Source organism: Faecalicatena contorta (genome assembly GCF_021531895.1).
In the GTDB taxonomy this organism is placed as follows: Bacteria; Bacillota; Clostridia; order Lachnospirales; family Lachnospiraceae; genus JAFBIX01.
The window spans coordinates 1-17,160 of the sequence record NZ_JAFBIX010000029.1 but is presented as its reverse complement, the minus strand read 5'-3'; the positions used below and the strand labels follow the sequence as shown (position 1 = coordinate 17,160).

Annotated in this window: 16 protein-coding genes; 11 read left to right on the top strand and 5 right to left on the bottom strand. The window is 41.9% G+C overall.

The genetic code is table 11. From position 1 onward, the window contains the following. Window positions 1–17 precede the first annotated feature (17 nt). Window positions 18–2,537, top strand: a complete 2,520-nt coding sequence (locus JQM81_RS11370; RefSeq protein ID WP_235233768.1) for a heavy metal translocating P-type ATPase — start codon at window positions 18–20, stop codon at window positions 2,535–2,537. A gap of 151 nt (window positions 2,538–2,688) precedes the next feature. On the opposite strand, the gene JQM81_RS11365 is transcribed toward JQM81_RS11370, so the two are convergent. Next, on the bottom strand, window positions 2,689–3,993 hold the full coding sequence (locus JQM81_RS11365; protein WP_235233767.1) for a glycosyltransferase: 1,305 nt from the start codon (window positions 3,991–3,993) through the stop codon (window positions 2,689–2,691). 203 nt (window positions 3,994–4,196) lie between these two features. On the opposite strand from JQM81_RS11365, the gene JQM81_RS11360 reads away from it, so the two are divergent. The 3 genes from JQM81_RS11360 to JQM81_RS11350 are packed head-to-tail and all read left to right on the top strand — an operon-like array spanning window position 4,197 to window position 6,496. Beyond that, window positions 4,197–5,015: a pyridoxamine kinase gene (locus JQM81_RS11360; RefSeq protein WP_235233766.1), complete on the top strand. Its 819-nt coding sequence runs from the start codon at window positions 4,197–4,199 to the stop codon at window positions 5,013–5,015. Next, a complete protein-coding gene (locus tag JQM81_RS11355; RefSeq protein WP_235233765.1) occupies window positions 5,015–5,281 on the top strand; it encodes a TIGR04076 family protein in 267 nt (88 codons plus the stop codon). The genes JQM81_RS11360 and JQM81_RS11355 overlap by 1 nt, the downstream gene beginning before the upstream one ends. Before the next feature lie 48 nt (window positions 5,282–5,329). Beyond that, complete coding sequence (locus JQM81_RS11350; RefSeq protein WP_235233764.1) at window positions 5,330–6,496, top strand: M20 family metallopeptidase; 1,167 nt, start codon at window positions 5,330–5,332, stop codon at window positions 6,494–6,496. A 73-nt stretch (window positions 6,497–6,569) separates the two neighbouring features. On the opposite strand, the gene JQM81_RS11345 is transcribed toward JQM81_RS11350, so the two are convergent. The 4 genes from JQM81_RS11345 to JQM81_RS11330 are packed head-to-tail and all read right to left on the bottom strand — an operon-like array spanning window position 6,570 to window position 9,575. Beyond that, on the bottom strand, window positions 6,570–7,370 hold the full coding sequence (locus tag JQM81_RS11345) for an ABC transporter permease subunit (protein ID WP_235233762.1): 801 nt from the start codon (window positions 7,368–7,370) through the stop codon (window positions 6,570–6,572). Then, window positions 7,360–8,253: an ABC transporter ATP-binding protein gene (locus JQM81_RS11340; protein ID WP_235233761.1), complete on the bottom strand. Its 894-nt coding sequence runs from the start codon at window positions 8,251–8,253 to the stop codon at window positions 7,360–7,362. The genes JQM81_RS11345 and JQM81_RS11340 overlap by 11 nt, the downstream gene beginning before the upstream one ends. Beyond that, window positions 8,250–8,870, bottom strand: coding sequence for a TetR/AcrR family transcriptional regulator (locus JQM81_RS11335; RefSeq protein ID WP_235233760.1), 621 nt, complete (start codon window positions 8,868–8,870; stop codon window positions 8,250–8,252). The genes JQM81_RS11340 and JQM81_RS11335 overlap by 4 nt, the downstream gene beginning before the upstream one ends. Before the next feature lie 54 nt (window positions 8,871–8,924). Beyond that, a complete protein-coding gene (locus tag JQM81_RS11330; protein WP_235233759.1) occupies window positions 8,925–9,575 on the bottom strand; it encodes a YwaF family protein in 651 nt (216 codons plus the stop codon). A gap of 144 nt (window positions 9,576–9,719) precedes the next feature. Between JQM81_RS11330 and JQM81_RS11325 the strand changes: the two genes are divergently transcribed. The 7 genes from JQM81_RS11325 to JQM81_RS11295 all read left to right on the top strand — a co-directional run bounded on the left by JQM81_RS11325 (window position 9,720) and on the right by JQM81_RS11295 (window position 17,029). After that, window positions 9,720–10,622 (top strand): DMT family transporter, encoded by a 903-nt coding sequence (locus tag JQM81_RS11325; RefSeq protein WP_235233758.1) that lies wholly within the window; start codon window positions 9,720–9,722, stop codon window positions 10,620–10,622. Continuing rightward, the gene (locus JQM81_RS11320; RefSeq protein WP_235233757.1) at window positions 10,615–11,103 is read left to right on the top strand and encodes an HD domain-containing protein; all 489 of its coding nucleotides are present in this window, start codon (window positions 10,615–10,617) and stop codon (window positions 11,101–11,103) included. Before JQM81_RS11325 ends, JQM81_RS11320 begins: the two co-directional genes overlap by 8 nt. Before the next feature lie 16 nt (window positions 11,104–11,119). Continuing rightward, the gene (gene dtd, locus JQM81_RS11315; protein ID WP_235233755.1) at window positions 11,120–11,566 is read left to right on the top strand and encodes a D-aminoacyl-tRNA deacylase; all 447 of its coding nucleotides are present in this window, start codon (window positions 11,120–11,122) and stop codon (window positions 11,564–11,566) included. Window positions 11,567–11,762: 196 nt separating this feature from the next. Continuing rightward, on the top strand, window positions 11,763–12,272 hold the full coding sequence (locus JQM81_RS11310; protein ID WP_235233753.1) for a MarR family winged helix-turn-helix transcriptional regulator: 510 nt from the start codon (window positions 11,763–11,765) through the stop codon (window positions 12,270–12,272). A 29-nt stretch (window positions 12,273–12,301) separates the two neighbouring features. Then, window positions 12,302–14,545 (top strand): ABC transporter ATP-binding protein, encoded by a 2,244-nt coding sequence (locus JQM81_RS11305; RefSeq protein ID WP_235233752.1) that lies wholly within the window; start codon window positions 12,302–12,304, stop codon window positions 14,543–14,545. Between the two features lies 1 nt (window position 14,546). After that, on the top strand, window positions 14,547–16,376 hold the full coding sequence (locus JQM81_RS11300; protein ID WP_235233751.1) for an ABC transporter ATP-binding protein: 1,830 nt from the start codon (window positions 14,547–14,549) through the stop codon (window positions 16,374–16,376). Between the two features lie 38 nt (window positions 16,377–16,414). Beyond that, window positions 16,415–17,029 (top strand): HD domain-containing protein, encoded by a 615-nt coding sequence (locus tag JQM81_RS11295; protein ID WP_235233750.1) that lies wholly within the window; start codon window positions 16,415–16,417, stop codon window positions 17,027–17,029. The last annotated feature ends 131 nt before the right edge of the window (window positions 17,030–17,160 follow it).

Here is a 17,160-nt window from a genome sequence, read left to right as displayed (position 1 = left end):
TAAAGGAGACCAAGGAAATGAAACAGTATACTGTGACAGGAATGAGTTGCGCGGCTTGTAGTGCGCGCGTTGAAAAGGCGGTTTCACAAGTCCCTGGGGTGACTTCCTGTTCGGTCAGCCTGTTGACCAATTCAATGGGAGTGGAGGGGACTGCCTTGCCGGCTGCTGTCATCGCTGCTGTGGAAGAAGCCGGGTATGGAGCTTCTGAAAAAGGAGCAGGCGGATCAAAGGAACAGTCTTCATCAGGCATGGCGGATGAGGAACTTCTCATAGACAAGGAAACCCCGATATTAAAGAAGCGATTGATCGCATCATTATGTTTTCTGATTCCTCTGATGTATGTTTCTATGGGACATATGATGTGGAACTGGCCGCTTCCGGCTTTTATGGAAGGAAATCATGTGGCGATGGGGTTGATTCAACTTTTGCTTACAACTATGATTATGGTCATCAATCAGAAGTTTTTTATCAGCGGATTTCGAAGTCTGTGGTATAAAGCGCCGAATATGGACACACTGGTAGCGTTAGGAGCGAGCGCTTCTTACATCTACAGTACCTATGCGTTATTTGCCATGACAGATGCCCAGATGCGAATGGACATGGATGCTGTCATGTCTTATATGCATGAATTATATTTTGAATCGGCAGCAATGATATTGACATTAATTACTGTGGGAAAGATGCTGGAGGCCCATTCCAAAGGGAAGACGACGGATGCTCTGAAGAGCCTGATGAAGCTGGCACCAAAGACAGCAGTGGTTATTCGGGAAGGAATCGAACAGAGTGTGGCGATTGAGCAGGTGAGGAAAGGGGATCTCTTTGTAGTCCGGCCGGGAGAAAATATTCCGGTGGATGGAATTGTCATAGAAGGAAGCAGTGCGGTCAACGAGTCGGCTTTGACAGGAGAAAGTATTCCGGTGGATAAATCGTCTGGCGATTCGGTATCTGCCGCCACATTGAATCAGTCTGGATTCTTAAAATGTGAGGCTTCGAGGGTTGGAGAGGATACTACTTTATCGCAGATTATTCAGATGGTCAGTGATGCTGCGGCTACAAAGGCCCCGATTGCCAAAGTGGCGGACAGAGTATCGGGTGTGTTTGTTCCGGCAGTTATCTCAATTGCTGTTGTTACCATTGTGATCTGGTTACTTGCCGGGCAGAGTATTGGATTTGCACTGGCAAGAGGGATCTCTGTTCTGGTCATCAGCTGTCCATGTGCATTGGGGCTTGCGACACCGGTTGCAATCATGGTCGGAAATGGAATGGGTGCCAGAAATGGGATTATGTTTAAGACGGCAGTTTCGCTGGAGGAGACTGGAAAGATGCAGATTGTGGCCTTGGATAAGACTGGAACTATTACCAGTGGAGAGCCGAAAGTTACGGACATTATTCCAGTAGACATATTAGAAGAAGATCTGCTTCGAATGGCATATGCATTAGAAAGAAAAAGTGAACATCCACTGGCAAAAGCCATTCTTGCGTTGGCAGAAGAAAGGCATCTTACAGAGAAGGAAGTTACAGAATTTCAAGCGGTGCCGGGAAATGGACTGTCAGGAAAACTGGGAGAGGATGTATTGTGTGGCGGTAATCTGGAGTATATTTGTGCAAATGGAACGGTACCGGAGAAGTTACAGCGCCAGGCAGAGGTATTGTCACAAGAAGGAAAGACGCCTTTGTTCTTCAGTCAAAATGGTCAGCTTGTGGGAATCATTGCGGTAGCTGATGTAATCAAGGAAGACAGCCCTCAGGCAGTAAAAGAATTACAGAACATGGGGATTCATGTAGTTATGTTGACGGGAGATAACGAAAGGACTGCACAGGCGATTGGAAAGCAGGCTGGTGTGGATGAAGTGATTGCCGGTGTCCTTCCGGAAGGAAAAGAACGCGTGATACGCAAGCTGAAGAAAAAAGGCAAGGTTGCTATGGTTGGTGATGGAATCAACGATGCACCTGCACTGACACGGGCGGATATCGGAATTGCCATTGGGGCAGGAACGGATATAGCCATTGATGCCGCAGATGTAGTATTGATGAAGAGCAGGTTAAGTGATGTGCCGGCAGCAATCCGTTTAAGCAGGGCAACTCTTCACAATATTCATGAGAATCTGTTCTGGGCATTTTTCTACAATGTGATTGGGATTCCGCTGGCAGCCGGTGTGTGGTATCCGCTGTTCGGGTTAAAATTGAATCCAATGTTCGGCGCAGCAGCAATGAGTCTGTCGAGTTTCTGTGTGGTGACCAATGCACTGCGGCTGAATTGGTTTGATATGCATGATGCAAAAAAAGATAAAAAAAGAAAATCAAAAAAGAGACAGGAGGAAATTATAATGGAAAAGACAATGAAAATCGAAGGAATGATGTGTGGACACTGTGAGGCAAGGGTGAAGAAGTGTCTGGAGGCTCTGCCTGAGGTTGCTGAAGCAGCAGTAAGTCATGAAGCAGGTACTGCTGTGGTAACATTAAATGCCGAACTGGCCGATGATGTGTTAAAGAAGACGGTAGAAGATCAGGATTATAAAGTTCTGGGAATTGAATAAGCATCAGAGCAGTAAATCACAGACAGGGCAGGATCCCAGCTTTTGGATATCCTGCCCTTAATTGTGCGTTCACGTTGTCTGTGCTCATTAAGTACTTATTATGAGAAAAGAGTCAGACAGACGCCTGGCAAAACGGAATTCCACAGTGATATTAAAGGATTTTCTGTGTATTCTGTTTGATCTTTTCCGTAAAATATGCGTATTGGATAAGTTCTTCATCGGTAAAATCTGTAAATCGTGCTTGATCATAGTTATTCTGTACGGCTGCGAGTTCATTCAAAATCGGTGTGGCAGCAGGAAGAAACAGGATATTTAACTGCTTTTGGCTTCGTTTATTCTCAATCTTTATGAATCCTTTAGAAGTAAGTTTTTGAAGCAGCATATTTAGATTCCTTGTAGTGATATTTACAAAATCTGCAAGTTCCTGGCGGTTACTGCTCTGGTGTGGCTGATTCAAAAAGAGAAGCAGACGTGTTTCATCCAGAGTCAGATCATTTTTGTGGGCGACAGGTTCCAGATAATAATCCAGAAGCTTGCGGTTGCGATATTCATCCATAAGAAATCCCTCTCCGCAAAGAGCAGCTTCAGAGATACGGCTGCGCTCTTCACCAAGCTTTTGAGAATTGGGCATAATAGAAGGCGGCACGGCTCCGTCTTTGGCAGCATCAATCAGAAAATGATAGACCTGCAGGCGGTTTTTCTCGTAGTCTTCCTCATCTAATACATGCTTATAAAAATTATTATAATACTCAAATACCATAAGCTTCATTTTAATCGTTTTCGTAATATTCATGCCCTGACTTGCCAGCGAACCCTTTGTCTTTACATAATAATAGATCGGTACCTGAAGTGCATAAAAAACATCGGCGTGTCGGATATATTCCAGATTAAACATAAAGTCCTCACACCAGCTGATATCAGGGTTCATGCGAAGGTGATATTTTTCCACAATATCACGGCGAAACAACTTATTCCACAGCACACCATAATAGAAATCAGCCGGATTTTCCATCATATGTGTGGCAAATTCCTCCTGAGTCAGAACACAGTCATCCTCAATATCCCCCTTGTGAGAGACACGCTCCCCAATAACACGGTAAAAATCAGAGATAACCATGTCACAATGATAATATTCGGCAGTCTGCACCAAAAGATCCGTCGCATTCGGCGTAATCCAGTCATCACTGTCCAAAAATTGGAGATAAGTTCCCCTTGCATGGTCCAAAGCCATATTTCTGGAATCAGAGACCCCGCTGTTCTCCTTGTGAATAACATGGACACGAGAGTCCAAAGAAGCATATCGATCACAGATGGCACCAGAAGAATCCAAACTGCCATCATCCACAAGCAAAAGCTCAAAATCAGTGTACTCCTGATGAAGAATACTGTCGACACAGCGCGAAAGCGTATTTTCAGCATTATATACAGGAACAATAATACTCACGGTAGGATTCATAGTGAAAAACACCCCTTTTAAAAATCATTTACTATATTTTACACTAAAATGGGGACGTAGTAAAATTAAAAAATACTACGTCCTCATTTGAAAAATGCCCTGTACCTTTTTGAAATATTTTAAGCCATAATCTAGAGAATGTGTTATGATTATTGTATTTAGAATTGGGATTTTTATTGAATATGTGAAGTGGAGGATATATGATGAGTAAGCAGATATTGTTGATTAATGATCTGGCTGGTTATGGGAAGGTTGCGTTATCGGCAATGATACCGGTATTGTCGCATATGGGGCATCAGATTTATAATCTTCCTACAGCGTTGGTTTCGAACACGTTGGATTATGGGAAATTTGATATTTTGGAAACGACGGATTATATGAAGAATACGATTAGTGTGTGGGATGATTTGGGGTTCCAGTTTGACGCGATTGCGACGGGCTTTATTGTTTCGGAAGTTCAGGCGAAGATGATTGCTGACTATTGTCGAAAGAAATCTGAGAATGGGACGTTGATATTTGTAGATCCGATTATGGGAGATGAAGGGAAACTGTATAATGGTGTATCACAGGAGACAATTTCGCATATGCGAGAGCTGGTAAAGGTTGCGGATTATATTGTGCCGAATTATACGGAAGCGGTTTATCTGGCCAAAATGCAATATCATTCACAGGATTTGACAAAGGAAGAAGCGGATGAATTGGTCGAGAGATTGCGGATAATGGGTGCAAAATCTGTGATTATAACGAGTGCGCGTTTGGATGGAAAGGATGTGGTCATTGGGTATGACCATGAACTGGATGAAAAATTTGTTCTTCCATTTGACATTATTCCGATAAGATTTCCGGGAACAGGAGATATATTTTCATCTATTTTGATAGGGAAAGTACTTTCGGGAAATAGGCTTGTGGACAGTACAAGAAATGCCATGGATGCGGTAAGGGAATTGATAAAAAGAAATCAGGATAATGCTGATAAATATAAGGGAATCCCTGTGGAAAATTATCTGGAGGTGCTTGATTGATGAGGCGACCGAAAATAAAGATCACATTGATAGACCGAAAAGGACCGAAAGGATGCCACAGAGGTCATGAGATTGGGGAAAGTTTCGATTTTGATACGGAACGGGGCAATTTATGCCCGATGGCTATGCATGTGGCGTTTCCATATATTGATATTCTCAGATATGGGGGCGAGATCCCGGGGCAGGAAAAAGGAACTGCAGTATTTGCATGTCCAGATGTGGATACACTGAATGTATTTAAAATAGAAAGAATAGAGGAAGATTAAAAAATTATTTTTGTGGAATAACAAATAAATAAAAGGAGATGCAGAATTATGAATTATTATGAAAGAGCAAAGGAATTAAAAGAAGAAACGATTGAGAATCGGCGTTACTTTCATGAAAATGCGGAAGTAGGACTGGATATGCCAAAAGCAAAGGCATATGTCATGGAAAAACTTAGAGAATATGGCTTGGAGCCGAAGGAATGTGGTCATGGGGTGACGGCCACATTGGGAAAAGGTGGGAAAGTTCTTCTGCTCCGTGCAGACATGGATGCATTGCCGATGCCGGAGGAAAGCGGCCTTTCATTTGCATGTAACACAGGGAAAGTACATGCATGTGGGCATGATTTTCATGCAGCAATGCTTCTTACAGCGGCAAAAATGCTGAAGGAAAATGAATCTGAACTAAAAGGTACGGTTAAGTTCATGTTCCAGCCGGCTGAGGAGACATTTGAAGGAAGTAAAGACATGATTGAACATGGAATCTTAGACAACCCTCCGGTGGATGCGGCTCTTGCCTATCACGTATCACCAGGAAAGATGCCGGTTGGGATATTCATGTATAACAGCACAGGAACCATGATGTATTCTGTAGATGGATTTAAGATAACGATCCATGGAAAAGGTGCACACGGTGCATATCCACAGAATTCAATTGACCCGATTAATATCGGTGTGCATGTCTATCTTGCTTTGGAAGCTCTGATGGCAAGAGAGGCGGATCCGTCCAAATCCTGTGTCATGACGATCGGAAATTTTGAGGCAGGAACAGCTGCTAATATCATTCCAGATACAGCAATCCTTCAGGGAACTATCCGTACAAATGATCCGGATGCCAGAGAATTGCTGGTACGAAGAATGAAAGAAGTCACGGTAAAAACGGCAGAAGTATACAGTGGAACCGCCGAGATTGAGATGATCTCCGAAGTTGCACCACTGATCTGTGATCCACAATTTACAGAAGAAATCGTTGAATATATGAAAGAATTAGAGATTCCAAGCTTGACGCCATATCCGAATATATCCGCAAGTGCGTCCGAAGATTTCGCATCCATTGCAGAAAAAGTACCAAGTGCATTCATGTATCTTTCCGCAGGATATCTGGATGAAAGAGGAGAAAGCCCTGCTCATAATCCAAAGGTACAGTTCAATGAAGATGTGTGCCCGATCGGCGCCGCCTGTATGGCACATTGTGCAACAAGATGGTTAGGGAAGTAAAATGGTAAAAAGGGGACGTAGTATTTTTGCAAAATACTACGTCCCCTTTTTACTTTTGCCCTGTACCTTTTTGTCAAATAGAAAGATTTTTATGGCTAAAGACACGTATTCCCATCAAAAATGCCAGGATTCCGATTATATATAATATTCCGCATCCTACCCAGGCCTTGGAGGCGGATTGTGCCAGTCCGTCGGTGTCGAATAAGGTCAGTGGTGTGACATATTTTAGATTTTCGAATTTGTCTCCTACCTGAGAGATCATCTGGATCAGGATGGAGTAGATAACGATTCCTGCGCTGGCTCCGGTACAGTATTTGCTTTCGTTGAAGAAGCAGGAGAAGAAAAAGCAGATGCCTCCGAGGAACAGGAACAGCCCGAATAGTCCGATGTTTATGCGTAGAAATGCATGAATTTCCAGTTCTTTTGGGAATAATAATTCACTTTCGATGATGATCAGGCTGGTTACGTATACTGCCATGATCAACAGGCAGAATCCCATGAAGATTGCCTGTGTAATTGCGAGCTGGCTGCGTTTACGTGGTATGGCAAGCAGGTAAGCCATGGAGCCATTGTCTACATATCGGGCAATCAGCCGGTTGGACAAGAGAATGATGAATACACCCGGAAATGCAATGAACAGCATTCCATAGAGGTAATTGGTGACAAACTCTAACAGTGTCGTTCCGGCATCTGCCATTCCAAAAGCAGCGAAGATCTCAGGCATGCTGTCTGCCATGGCCTGGAGACTGTCCCCAAGTTTCGGATCAAACATGGAAACGATCATGCAAGAATACATGGTGAGGATGCCAAGAAAGATAAGAAGCAATATGTAATTGGCTTTGAATTCTTTTCGAAATAGTGTTTTATTGATCATCTGTAGTTCCTCCATAAAAATGCATGAATATTTCTTCTAGGGTCTGAGCCTTGATATCCAGGTCGGTGACAGGATAATTGGCAACTTGTTTAATAAAGTCATCCATGTTTCCTTTTATCTTTACAGAAACAATGCTGCCTTTTTGCGTAGAAGAAGGCATGGATGCAGCACATGCTTTGGCAATCTCAACAGTCGGGAAATGTACTTCTACGATTTTTTGCTTGTTCTGGCGCAAGGCGTCTATATTTTCCACAGCAGCCAGCTTTCCTTCACGGATGATAGCAGCGCGATCACAGGTTCGTTCGACTTCTTCGAAAATGTGGGAAGACAGGAGGATGGTTTTTCCTCTTTCTTTCTCTTCTAGTATCAAGTCTATGAATTCATTTTGCATTAAAGGGTCTAGACCGCTGGTTGGTTCGTCAAGAAGTAGAATATCAGGGTCTTGCATAAATGCACATATGATGCCGATCTTTTGTTTGGTTCCCTTGGACATCTTTTTAATTTTGGCAGAAGGATTCAACTCAAATCGTTCCATTAATTCTGGCGCACGTCCCAGATCTTTCATCCCTTTCATATTTGCGATAAATCGGATGAACTTTATACCGGTCATAGCGTCAATGAATGCGATCTCACCGGGAAGATAGCCGAGTGAATCGGCGATTTTATGTGCATCATGGAAACAATCCATGCCAAGAATCTGTACACTTCCGCTGTCTGGTCTGAGGAATCCCATCAGCTGGCGGATTGTGGTGGTCTTGCCGGCACCGTTAGGCCCCAGGAATCCGAGAACTTCTCCTTTTTTTACTTGGAAACTGATATCGAACACACCACGTCCATTGCCGTAATCTTTCGTGATGTGATCTATTTCGATTATATTTTTCATAGGTATTCCTCCTTGTAAAATAATTTTCGGAACATGGTGACCCATTTGTGGAATTCAGCTTTCAGCTCTGCAACATCCAGTGTTTTTTTCATAACGCGAAGCTCGTGAAGATAACCATCGGTCATCCAGACCAGCATCTTGAAGATGTCGTAAAAATTACAATTATCCTTGAACTTGAAAGTATCTACATGTCCAAGATATTGCTGGAAAATAGCAGCCTGCTGTCCATAATTGAGATCCTGAAGCTTATCTGAGACTTCTTCTTTCTCGGAGTAGAAAGATTTTACTGCAAAATCAAGAACATAAGGATTCTTTTGCAGGATTTCTGCCTTTTTATTGGCGGAATATTCCAGAAGTTCAAAAAAGTCGGTAATTTTTGTAAAATCATTATCAACGACCTGTTGCGTGATTATCTGAGTCAGGTAAGTGAATAGATAAAGATAGAGTTCTTTTTTGTTATGAAAATAGTAAAATAATAAACCTTTGGAGATTCCTGCTTTGGAAGCAATTAAATCCGTGGAAGCATGTTTATAATCATATTTTGCAAATACTTCCGTAGCAGCGTTAATAATCTGCAATTGTTTTTCTTCCGGCAGGGAAAAGAATTTTTCGTTCATAATATGTTTTCCTTATTGTTAGATTTGATTGACCAGATGAGTCATTCCTTACTATCAGAATAATGAATTGACTGAAATTTTCAACCCTCTTTTTAGAAATATCCATATACAATGAAAAATCCATGCACCAAAAAGTGTAGAGGCAATGTAGATTGCGATTCCAGCGTTATTTCCAAGAATCAATGCCAACTTGCAGAACACCTTTTGCGCCATTACGTAATACGGGCTGATATAGAACATATTGATATTGCCGTATGGATGAAAAAGAAGGTTCCATATTGTTGCGATTACGCAGCAGATCAGATAGATACCTGCGCTTTTCAGATAATTTCGTATGGAAATGTTCTTGCCTATTGTGAATCCTGCATAAAGGCCAAGAATAATCAGAAGGATATGCCATGCAAAAGAATGAATGGTCAATGGAGGATAGTGATAATACATTCCGCTTGTATCACAAAAAGCAAAGATGCCTCCCAACATCCCAAAGTCCATTAAGAAAGTAAGAAAAGCATCATATATCTGAGGTGATCTGATCCAGGGCAGTATCAGGCAGATGTACATAGGAATGCTGCATAATTGAAATGGAAAATACCACCAGTTATAATGTCCGTTATTTAATATGTAAGTGAGGCACCATTGTTTCCAGACCTCACTGAAAAGCATAAGAAGGCCGCAATAAAAAAAGATGTTTTTGTGTTTCTGCATATGTTTCTCCCAGAGAAGATTATCGGATTATTATTTATTATACACGGAATTGGATAAATATGCTATAATACGAATGTTGTCTGTCCTGAAACTTCGGACAGAGACAATCTACAAGAAAAGAATGACATAAGATGAGGTGCACGTATGAGACCAAAAAATGCATTTATGCTGATATTAACGGCATTTATATGGGGAACCGCTTTTGTGGCCCAGAGTGTAGGAATGGATTATCTGGGACCATTTACATTTAACGGAGTCCGCAGCCTGATTGGAGGTGTAGCGCTGATTCCATGTATCTGGATTTTGCAAAAATTAAATGATAAGTCAGATCCTGTGACAGAAGAAAGAAACAGGAAAGATCTGCTGATCGGTGGTATTTCCTGTGGAGTACTTTTATTTGCCGCCAGCAGTCTGCAACAGGTGGGTATCCAGTATACAACAGCAGGAAAAGCCGGATTTATCACAGCATTTTATATTGTATTTGTTCCGGTGTTAGGAATCTTTCTTGGAAAAAAGACAGGATGGAAAGTATGGACGGCAGTTATACTTGCGTTGGCTGGATTGTATTTTCTGTGTATTACAGAGAAATTTACAATTGGAAAAGGAGATATTTTCCTCTTTGCATGCGCGCTGGTATTTTCACTTCATATTCTTGTCATTGATTATTTCTCTCCTAAAGTGGAAGGTGTGAAGATGTCTTGCATTCAATTCCTGGTCTGTGGAATCATATCATTGCCTTTTATGTTTTTGCTGGAGATACCGAAAATGGGAGCGATTGTTGATGCCGCATGGCCATTGCTTTATGCTGGAGTCTTGTCTTGTGGTGTGGCATATACGCTGCAGATCATCGGACAAAAGAATGTAAACCCCGCAATTGCATCTCTGATTCTGAGTCTGGAGTCCTGTTTTTCAGTATTGGCCGGGTGGGTGATACTTGGAGAGAAGCTGTCTGTCCGTGAGTCCATCGGATGTATTCTGATGTTTGCTGCAATTATTCTTGCACAGCTGCCGGACAAAAAAGATAAGGAAATGGTGAAAAATGGATAACCATGAATTGATCATGCGTATGATAGAATATGAGACAGATTGTCCCAGACATATTCAGCATTTTATGAAAGTTTATGCTTTTTCCAAAATGATTGGGGAGATGGAGTGCATTTCCCCAGAAGAACAGGAGATTCTTGAGACAGCAGCGATTGTTCATGATATCGGAATCAAAGAAAGCAGGAAAAAATATGGGGACAGTCTGGGAAAACATCAGGAACTGGAAGGCCCGCCAATAGCAAAGAATATGCTGGAACAATTAGGATATCCTGAGAAGATCATTTCCAGAGTATGTTACCTGGTGGGACATCACCATACATATTCCAATATAGACGGGATGGATTATCAGATACTGGTAGAAGCAGACTTTCTGGTAAATCTATATGAAGATCAGGAAAGTAAAGAATCTGCACGTACCGTTATGGAACGATTATTTGTGACCAAAACAGCAAAAAACATCTGCAAAACAATGTTTGCATTATGACAGGAGGTTTTAGAATATGAGATTTGTAATACAAAGGGTGAGTGAAAGTGAAGTCAAGGTGGATGGAAAAGTACTTGGCAAGATAGGGAAAGGCTTTATGGTATTGATCGGCGTAAGTGATTCAGATACAAAAGAAATCGCCGATAAGATGGTAAAAAAGATGCTAGGACTTCGAATCTTCGAAGACGAACAGGGAAAGACCAATCTGTCTTTAGAGGCGGTAGGTGGAGAGTTACTGCTGATCTCTCAGTTCACATTATACGCTAATTGTAAAAAAGGCAATCGCCCAAGCTTTATCGAAGCAGGCGCACCTGACATGGCATCCGATATGTACGAATACATCATCGCAAAATGCAAAGAGCAGGTAAACGTGGTAGAAAGAGGTCAGTTCGGAGCAGATATGAAAGTCAGCCTCGTAAACGACGGTCCATTCACAATCGTTCTTGATTCCGACACACTGTAATAGTTGGGGACGGGGGATTTTTCATTTTCCCCCGTCCCCTATTCTTAATTTATCTAATTATTCTTTTGTTAAATTTCCCATAATAATTCTTAAATAAATATAAAAGTGTTGACATATATATCTATAATGCCTAATATAACCGTTAGATATCTAATTAATTTTAGATTTGTTTTATGAATATATAAGGAGGTGCAGTATGGAAAAATTTGAGGATGCTTCTATTTTTATATTATTGCATCAGGTAGCACATATCAGTCGATATCGGGCGATGAAAGGTATGGAAGCGCTGGGTGTCAAGCCAAATCAGGCTGGAATCTTGTTTGTTCTGTATTGTGAGGGGAAGATGTCTCAACGGCAATTGGCAGAGAAGATTGGAATTACACCGCCTTCTATGACGGTTGCGTTGAGAAAGTTAGAGGACCAGGGGCTGATTTTGAAGAAACCGGACGCAAAAGACCAAAGGGTTATTCAGATTCAGTTATCTGATCGGGGAAGAGAATGTATAGAGGAATTAAAGCATGTACTGACTGGCATGGAAGACATTGTATATCATGGAATTTCTCCGGAAGAGAGGATGCTCCTCCGTCGGCTTCTTATGGAAATGAGGCAGAATCTTCTCGATTCCAGAGAGTTTAAGGGTATGGACATCAAAACGGTCATGGAAAAGACGCGTCCCCCGATGCCGCATGATTGCAGACTTGAATAGAAAATACTAGTTGAAAGGAAAGGTAAGATATGCGCAAATTAATAAAATTCTTAAAACCATATGCAGGTGTTGTTTTCGCTGTGTTGTGTGTATTAGTTGTACAGGCGTACTGTGATCTGTCTTTGCCGACATACACATCTGATATTGTCAATATAGGAATTCAACAAAGTGGTGTTGATGAGAAAGTTCCTTTGACGATTGCAGAAGAGGACTTGAATCATTTGCTTCTGTTCGTGCATTCTGATGATCAGGAGACAGTGAAAAATTCTTATGAAAAGAGTGAGCAGGATTATGATTATGACGGAACTGTACTGGAATTGAAAGAATCGGTAGAAGATAATAATAGGAAAATGGATGATCTGGCAGCAATTCTTGGGAAACCGATGCTTTTGACCGAAGGCTTTGACTCGGGAAGTGACACCACAAAACAGATGGAAGAGCAGATGAAGAGTCAGATGGAAGAGCAGATAAAGCAGGTACCTGATATAAGTCAGATGTCCATCTATGATCTCTTCGGTATGATGGAAGAGGAACAGAGAGATTCGGTCATAGATGAGATAGAGAGTCAGTTGGATTCCATGCCGGACTCTATGGTTGAACAGACGGCAGCAGTGTATATTAAGCATGCTTATGAAAATGTAGGAATTGATACAGATGCTTTAGAGAAGAAGTATATTTTGATTACAGGAGGAAAAATGCTTGCGCTGGCAGCGTTGGGAATGGCAGCAAGTATTATTGTTGGTCTGTTGGCTTCGCTTGTAGGTGCAAAGGTCGGCCGCGGACTTCGAAGAGACGTCTTCCGTAAAGTAGTCGGATTCTCCAACAGTGAGTTTGACAAGTTTTCAACAGCATCTCTGATTACGAGAAGTACGAATGATATTCAGCAGATTCAGATGCTGACAGTTATGATTCTCAGGATGGTCCTGTATGCTCCAATCATGGCGTTTGGAGGCGTCTGGAAAGTGTTTAATACCAACGTTGATATGTCCTGGATTATAGCACTTGCAGTTATCTTGATCTTAATGGTCGTCAGCGTATTGTTCATCGTTGTAATGCCAAAGTTCAGAATTGTGCAGAATATGGTAGACCGGTTGAATCTGGTCAGTCGTGAGATTTTAACAGGCCTTTCAGTCATTCGTGCTTTCAGTACAGAAAAATATGAAGAGCAGCGATTTGATAAAGCGAATAAAGATCTGACCAGAATTAACCTGTTTGTAAATAGAGCCATGACCTTTATGATGCCATTGATGATGCTGATCATGAACTGTATTTCTATATTGATCGTATGGACTGGCGGTCACAGTATCAATGACGGGAACATGCAGGTGGGAGATATGATGGCGTTTATTCAGTACACGATGCAGATTATCATGTCTTTCCTGATGATATGTATGATATCTGTTATGCTGCCGAGAGCGGCTGTCTCTGCAGATCGTGTGGATGAAGTCTTGACCAGTGATGCATCAATTCTGGATCCTGACCAGCCTCAGAGTCTTCCAGAAGATGGAAAGGGAGAGGTTACTTTCGATCATGTGTCATTCCGATATCCTGGAGCGGAAGAAGATGTTCTGCATGATATTTCATTTACCGCGAAGCCAGGACAGACAACTGCGTTTATCGGAAGTACCGGATGTGGGAAATCAACATTGGTAAATCTGATTCCAAGGTTCTATGATGTGACAGAAGGAAAGATTACAATTGACGGGGAAGACATTCGTGATATCACACAGCATGACTTACGTGCGAAGTTGGGATATGTTCCACAGAAAGGAATCCTTTTCTCTGGTGATATTGCTTCCAATATTCTGTATGGAAACTCCGAAGGAACAGAGGATGAGATGAAAGAAGCGGCAGAGATTGCACAGGCAACCGAGTTTATCGATACGAAGAAAAAGAAGTATCATAGTACGATCTCACAGGGAGGCTCCAATGTATCCGGTGGACAGAAGCAGAGACTATCCATTGCCAGAGCAATTGCGAAACATCCGGATGTCTATATCTTTGATGATAGTTTTTCTGCGTTAGATTATAAAACGGACGTAACCTTACGTGCTGCATTAAAAGAAAAGACGGAAGACAGTACAGTAATGATCGTTGCACAGAGAATCAGTACTATTTTGCATGCGGAACAGATTATTGTATTGGATGATGGAAAGATTGTGGGCAAAGGAACGCATAAAGAGTTATTGAGAAACTGTGACACTTATTATCAGATTGCATCTTCCCAGTTGTCAGAAAAAGAACTGGAAGAAGATATGAAGGAGGTAGGTTAATATGGCAAAAGGCATGGGACATGGACATGGACCTGGCCACGGCAATATGCCGGGTGAAAAGGCCAAGGATTTTAAAGGAACAATGGGAAAATTGATGACCTACCTCGGGCGGTATAAGATTGCATTGCTTTTTGTGATTTTATTTGCCATTGGAAGTACGATATTTAATATTGTAGGTCCAAAGGTTCTTGGAAAAGCGACCACAGAGATTTTTAATGGTCTGGTTGGAAAGATATCCGGCGGAAGTGGAATTGATTTTGACAAGATTGCCAGAATATTGCTGACGTTATTATGTCTGTATATCTGTAGTGCATTATTTTCCTTTATCCAGGGATACATTATGACGGGAGTGTCACAGAAGTTAACTTATCGTTTAAGAAAAGAAATCTCTGAGAAAATCAATCGGCTCCCGATGAATTATTTTGATAAGATGACTCATGGAGAGATATTATCTCGTATTACCAATGATGTAGATACGTTAAGTCAGAGCCTTAACCAAAGTGCAACACAGGTCATTACATCGGTAACGACAATTATAGGTGTACTGGTCATGATGCTTAGCATCAGTCCTCTGATGACTGTGATTGCTATTTTAATCCTGCCGCTTTCCATGGGATTGATTTCTGTAATCGTTAAGCATTCTCAGAAATATTTCATGAGGCAGCAGGAGTATCTGGGACATGTCAATGGACAGGTGGAAGAGGTCTATGGTGGACACAATATTGTGAAGGCATTCAATAAAGAGGATGACGTAATCGCTGCTTTTGATAAGGATAATGATATCCTGTGCCAGTCAGCCTGGAAGTCACAGTTCTTGTCAGGAATGATGATGCCGATCATGCAGTTTGTCGGTAATCTTGGATATGTAGCAGTCGTTATTCTGGGCGGATATCTGGCAATGAAAAATGCCATTGAGGTTGGTGATATTCAGTCATTTATCCAATATGTACGTAACTTCACACAACCAATTCAACAGGTGGCACAGGTAGCAAATATGCTACAGTCAACGGCAGCAGCTTCTGAGCGTGTGTTTGAATTTTTGGAGGAACCAGAAGAAGATCAGACAGTTCCAAATGCTGTATCTGTAGAAGGTCTGGAAGGCCGGGTGGAATTTGACCATGTAAAATTCGGATACAATCCGGATCATACGATCATTAAGGAGTTCAGCGCAAAAGTCGAACCGGGACAGAAGATTGCAATTGTGGGACCGACTGGCGCCGGAAAGACAACTATGGTAAAATTATTGATGAGATTCTATGATGTGAACAGTGGCTCTATCAAAGTTGACGGGCACGATATCCGTGATTTTAACAGAAGTGAATTGCGACAGATGTTCGGAATGGTATTGCAGGATACTTGGCTGTTTAAGGGTAGTATTGAAGAGAATATCCGTTATGGGAAGCTGGATGCAACTCATGAAGAAGTGGTAGAAGCAGCCAATGCGGCATATGTACATCGGTTCGTTCAGACGCTGCCGGGTGGCTACAATATGGAATTGAATGAAGAAGCAAGTAATGTGTCTCAGGGACAGAAGCAGCTTTTGACCATTGCGAGGGCAATTCTGGCAGATCCAAAGATCCTGATTCTGGATGAAGCGACCAGTTCTGTAGATACACGTACAGAAGTAAGAATCCAGAAAGCGATGGATAACCTGATGCGTGGAAGAACAAGTTTTATTATTGCACACCGTTTGTCTACGATTCGGGATGCGGATCTGATACTGGTCATGAAGGATGGAGATATCATAGAACAGGGCAATCATGAAGAACTGCTGGCTCAAAATGGTTTCTATGCAGAGCTTTACAATTCGCAGTTTGAGAGAAGTGCCTAAGATAGAAGTGTTTGGTCAGGATAATGGAGGAATGAGAGATGGATCGTCTGGAACAACAATTTGAATTTATACGTGAGATTGACAAAGAGAAATTTATCGGCCGTCAGACCTATCTGTCGGATGGCAGGCGTAAGGAAAATGATGCGGAACATGCATGGCATATGGCAATCATGACGATTCTGCTCAGCGAATATGCCAATGAAGAGATTGATGTGCTTAAGACGGTCACCATGCTTTTGATCCATGATATTGTCGAGATTGATGCCGGCGATACGTATGCTTACGATGAAGAGGCGAAGAAGACACAGAAGGAACGTGAACAGAAAGCGGCAGAACGAATCTTTGGGTTGCTGCCGCCTGATCAGGGTGAAAAATTCAAAAAGATATGGGAAGAATTTGAAGCAAGAGAGACGAAGGAAGCCCGTTTTGCACGAACGATGGATAATCTGCAGCCGGTGATGCTCAACGATGCAACCGATGGAAAAGCCTGGGTAGAGCATGGAGTGCATCTGGAACAGATTATGAAAAGAAACCAGAATACTGCCGAGGGGTCAGAGACTCTCTGGGAATATGCTTATCAGAATTTCATTCTTCCAAATGTAGAGAAGGGACGTATTAAGAGCGAGAATATCCAGGGAGAACAGGAAGTATAAACATGACGGTGTGAAATTTTTTCTGTAAATTGAGATCTTCTATGATAATTAAGCGGCTTAATGGCAGTTTTCTGCGGTTAAGCCGTTGTCTATTTAATAGCAAAAATGAACGAACATGTCAAGAGCACCCA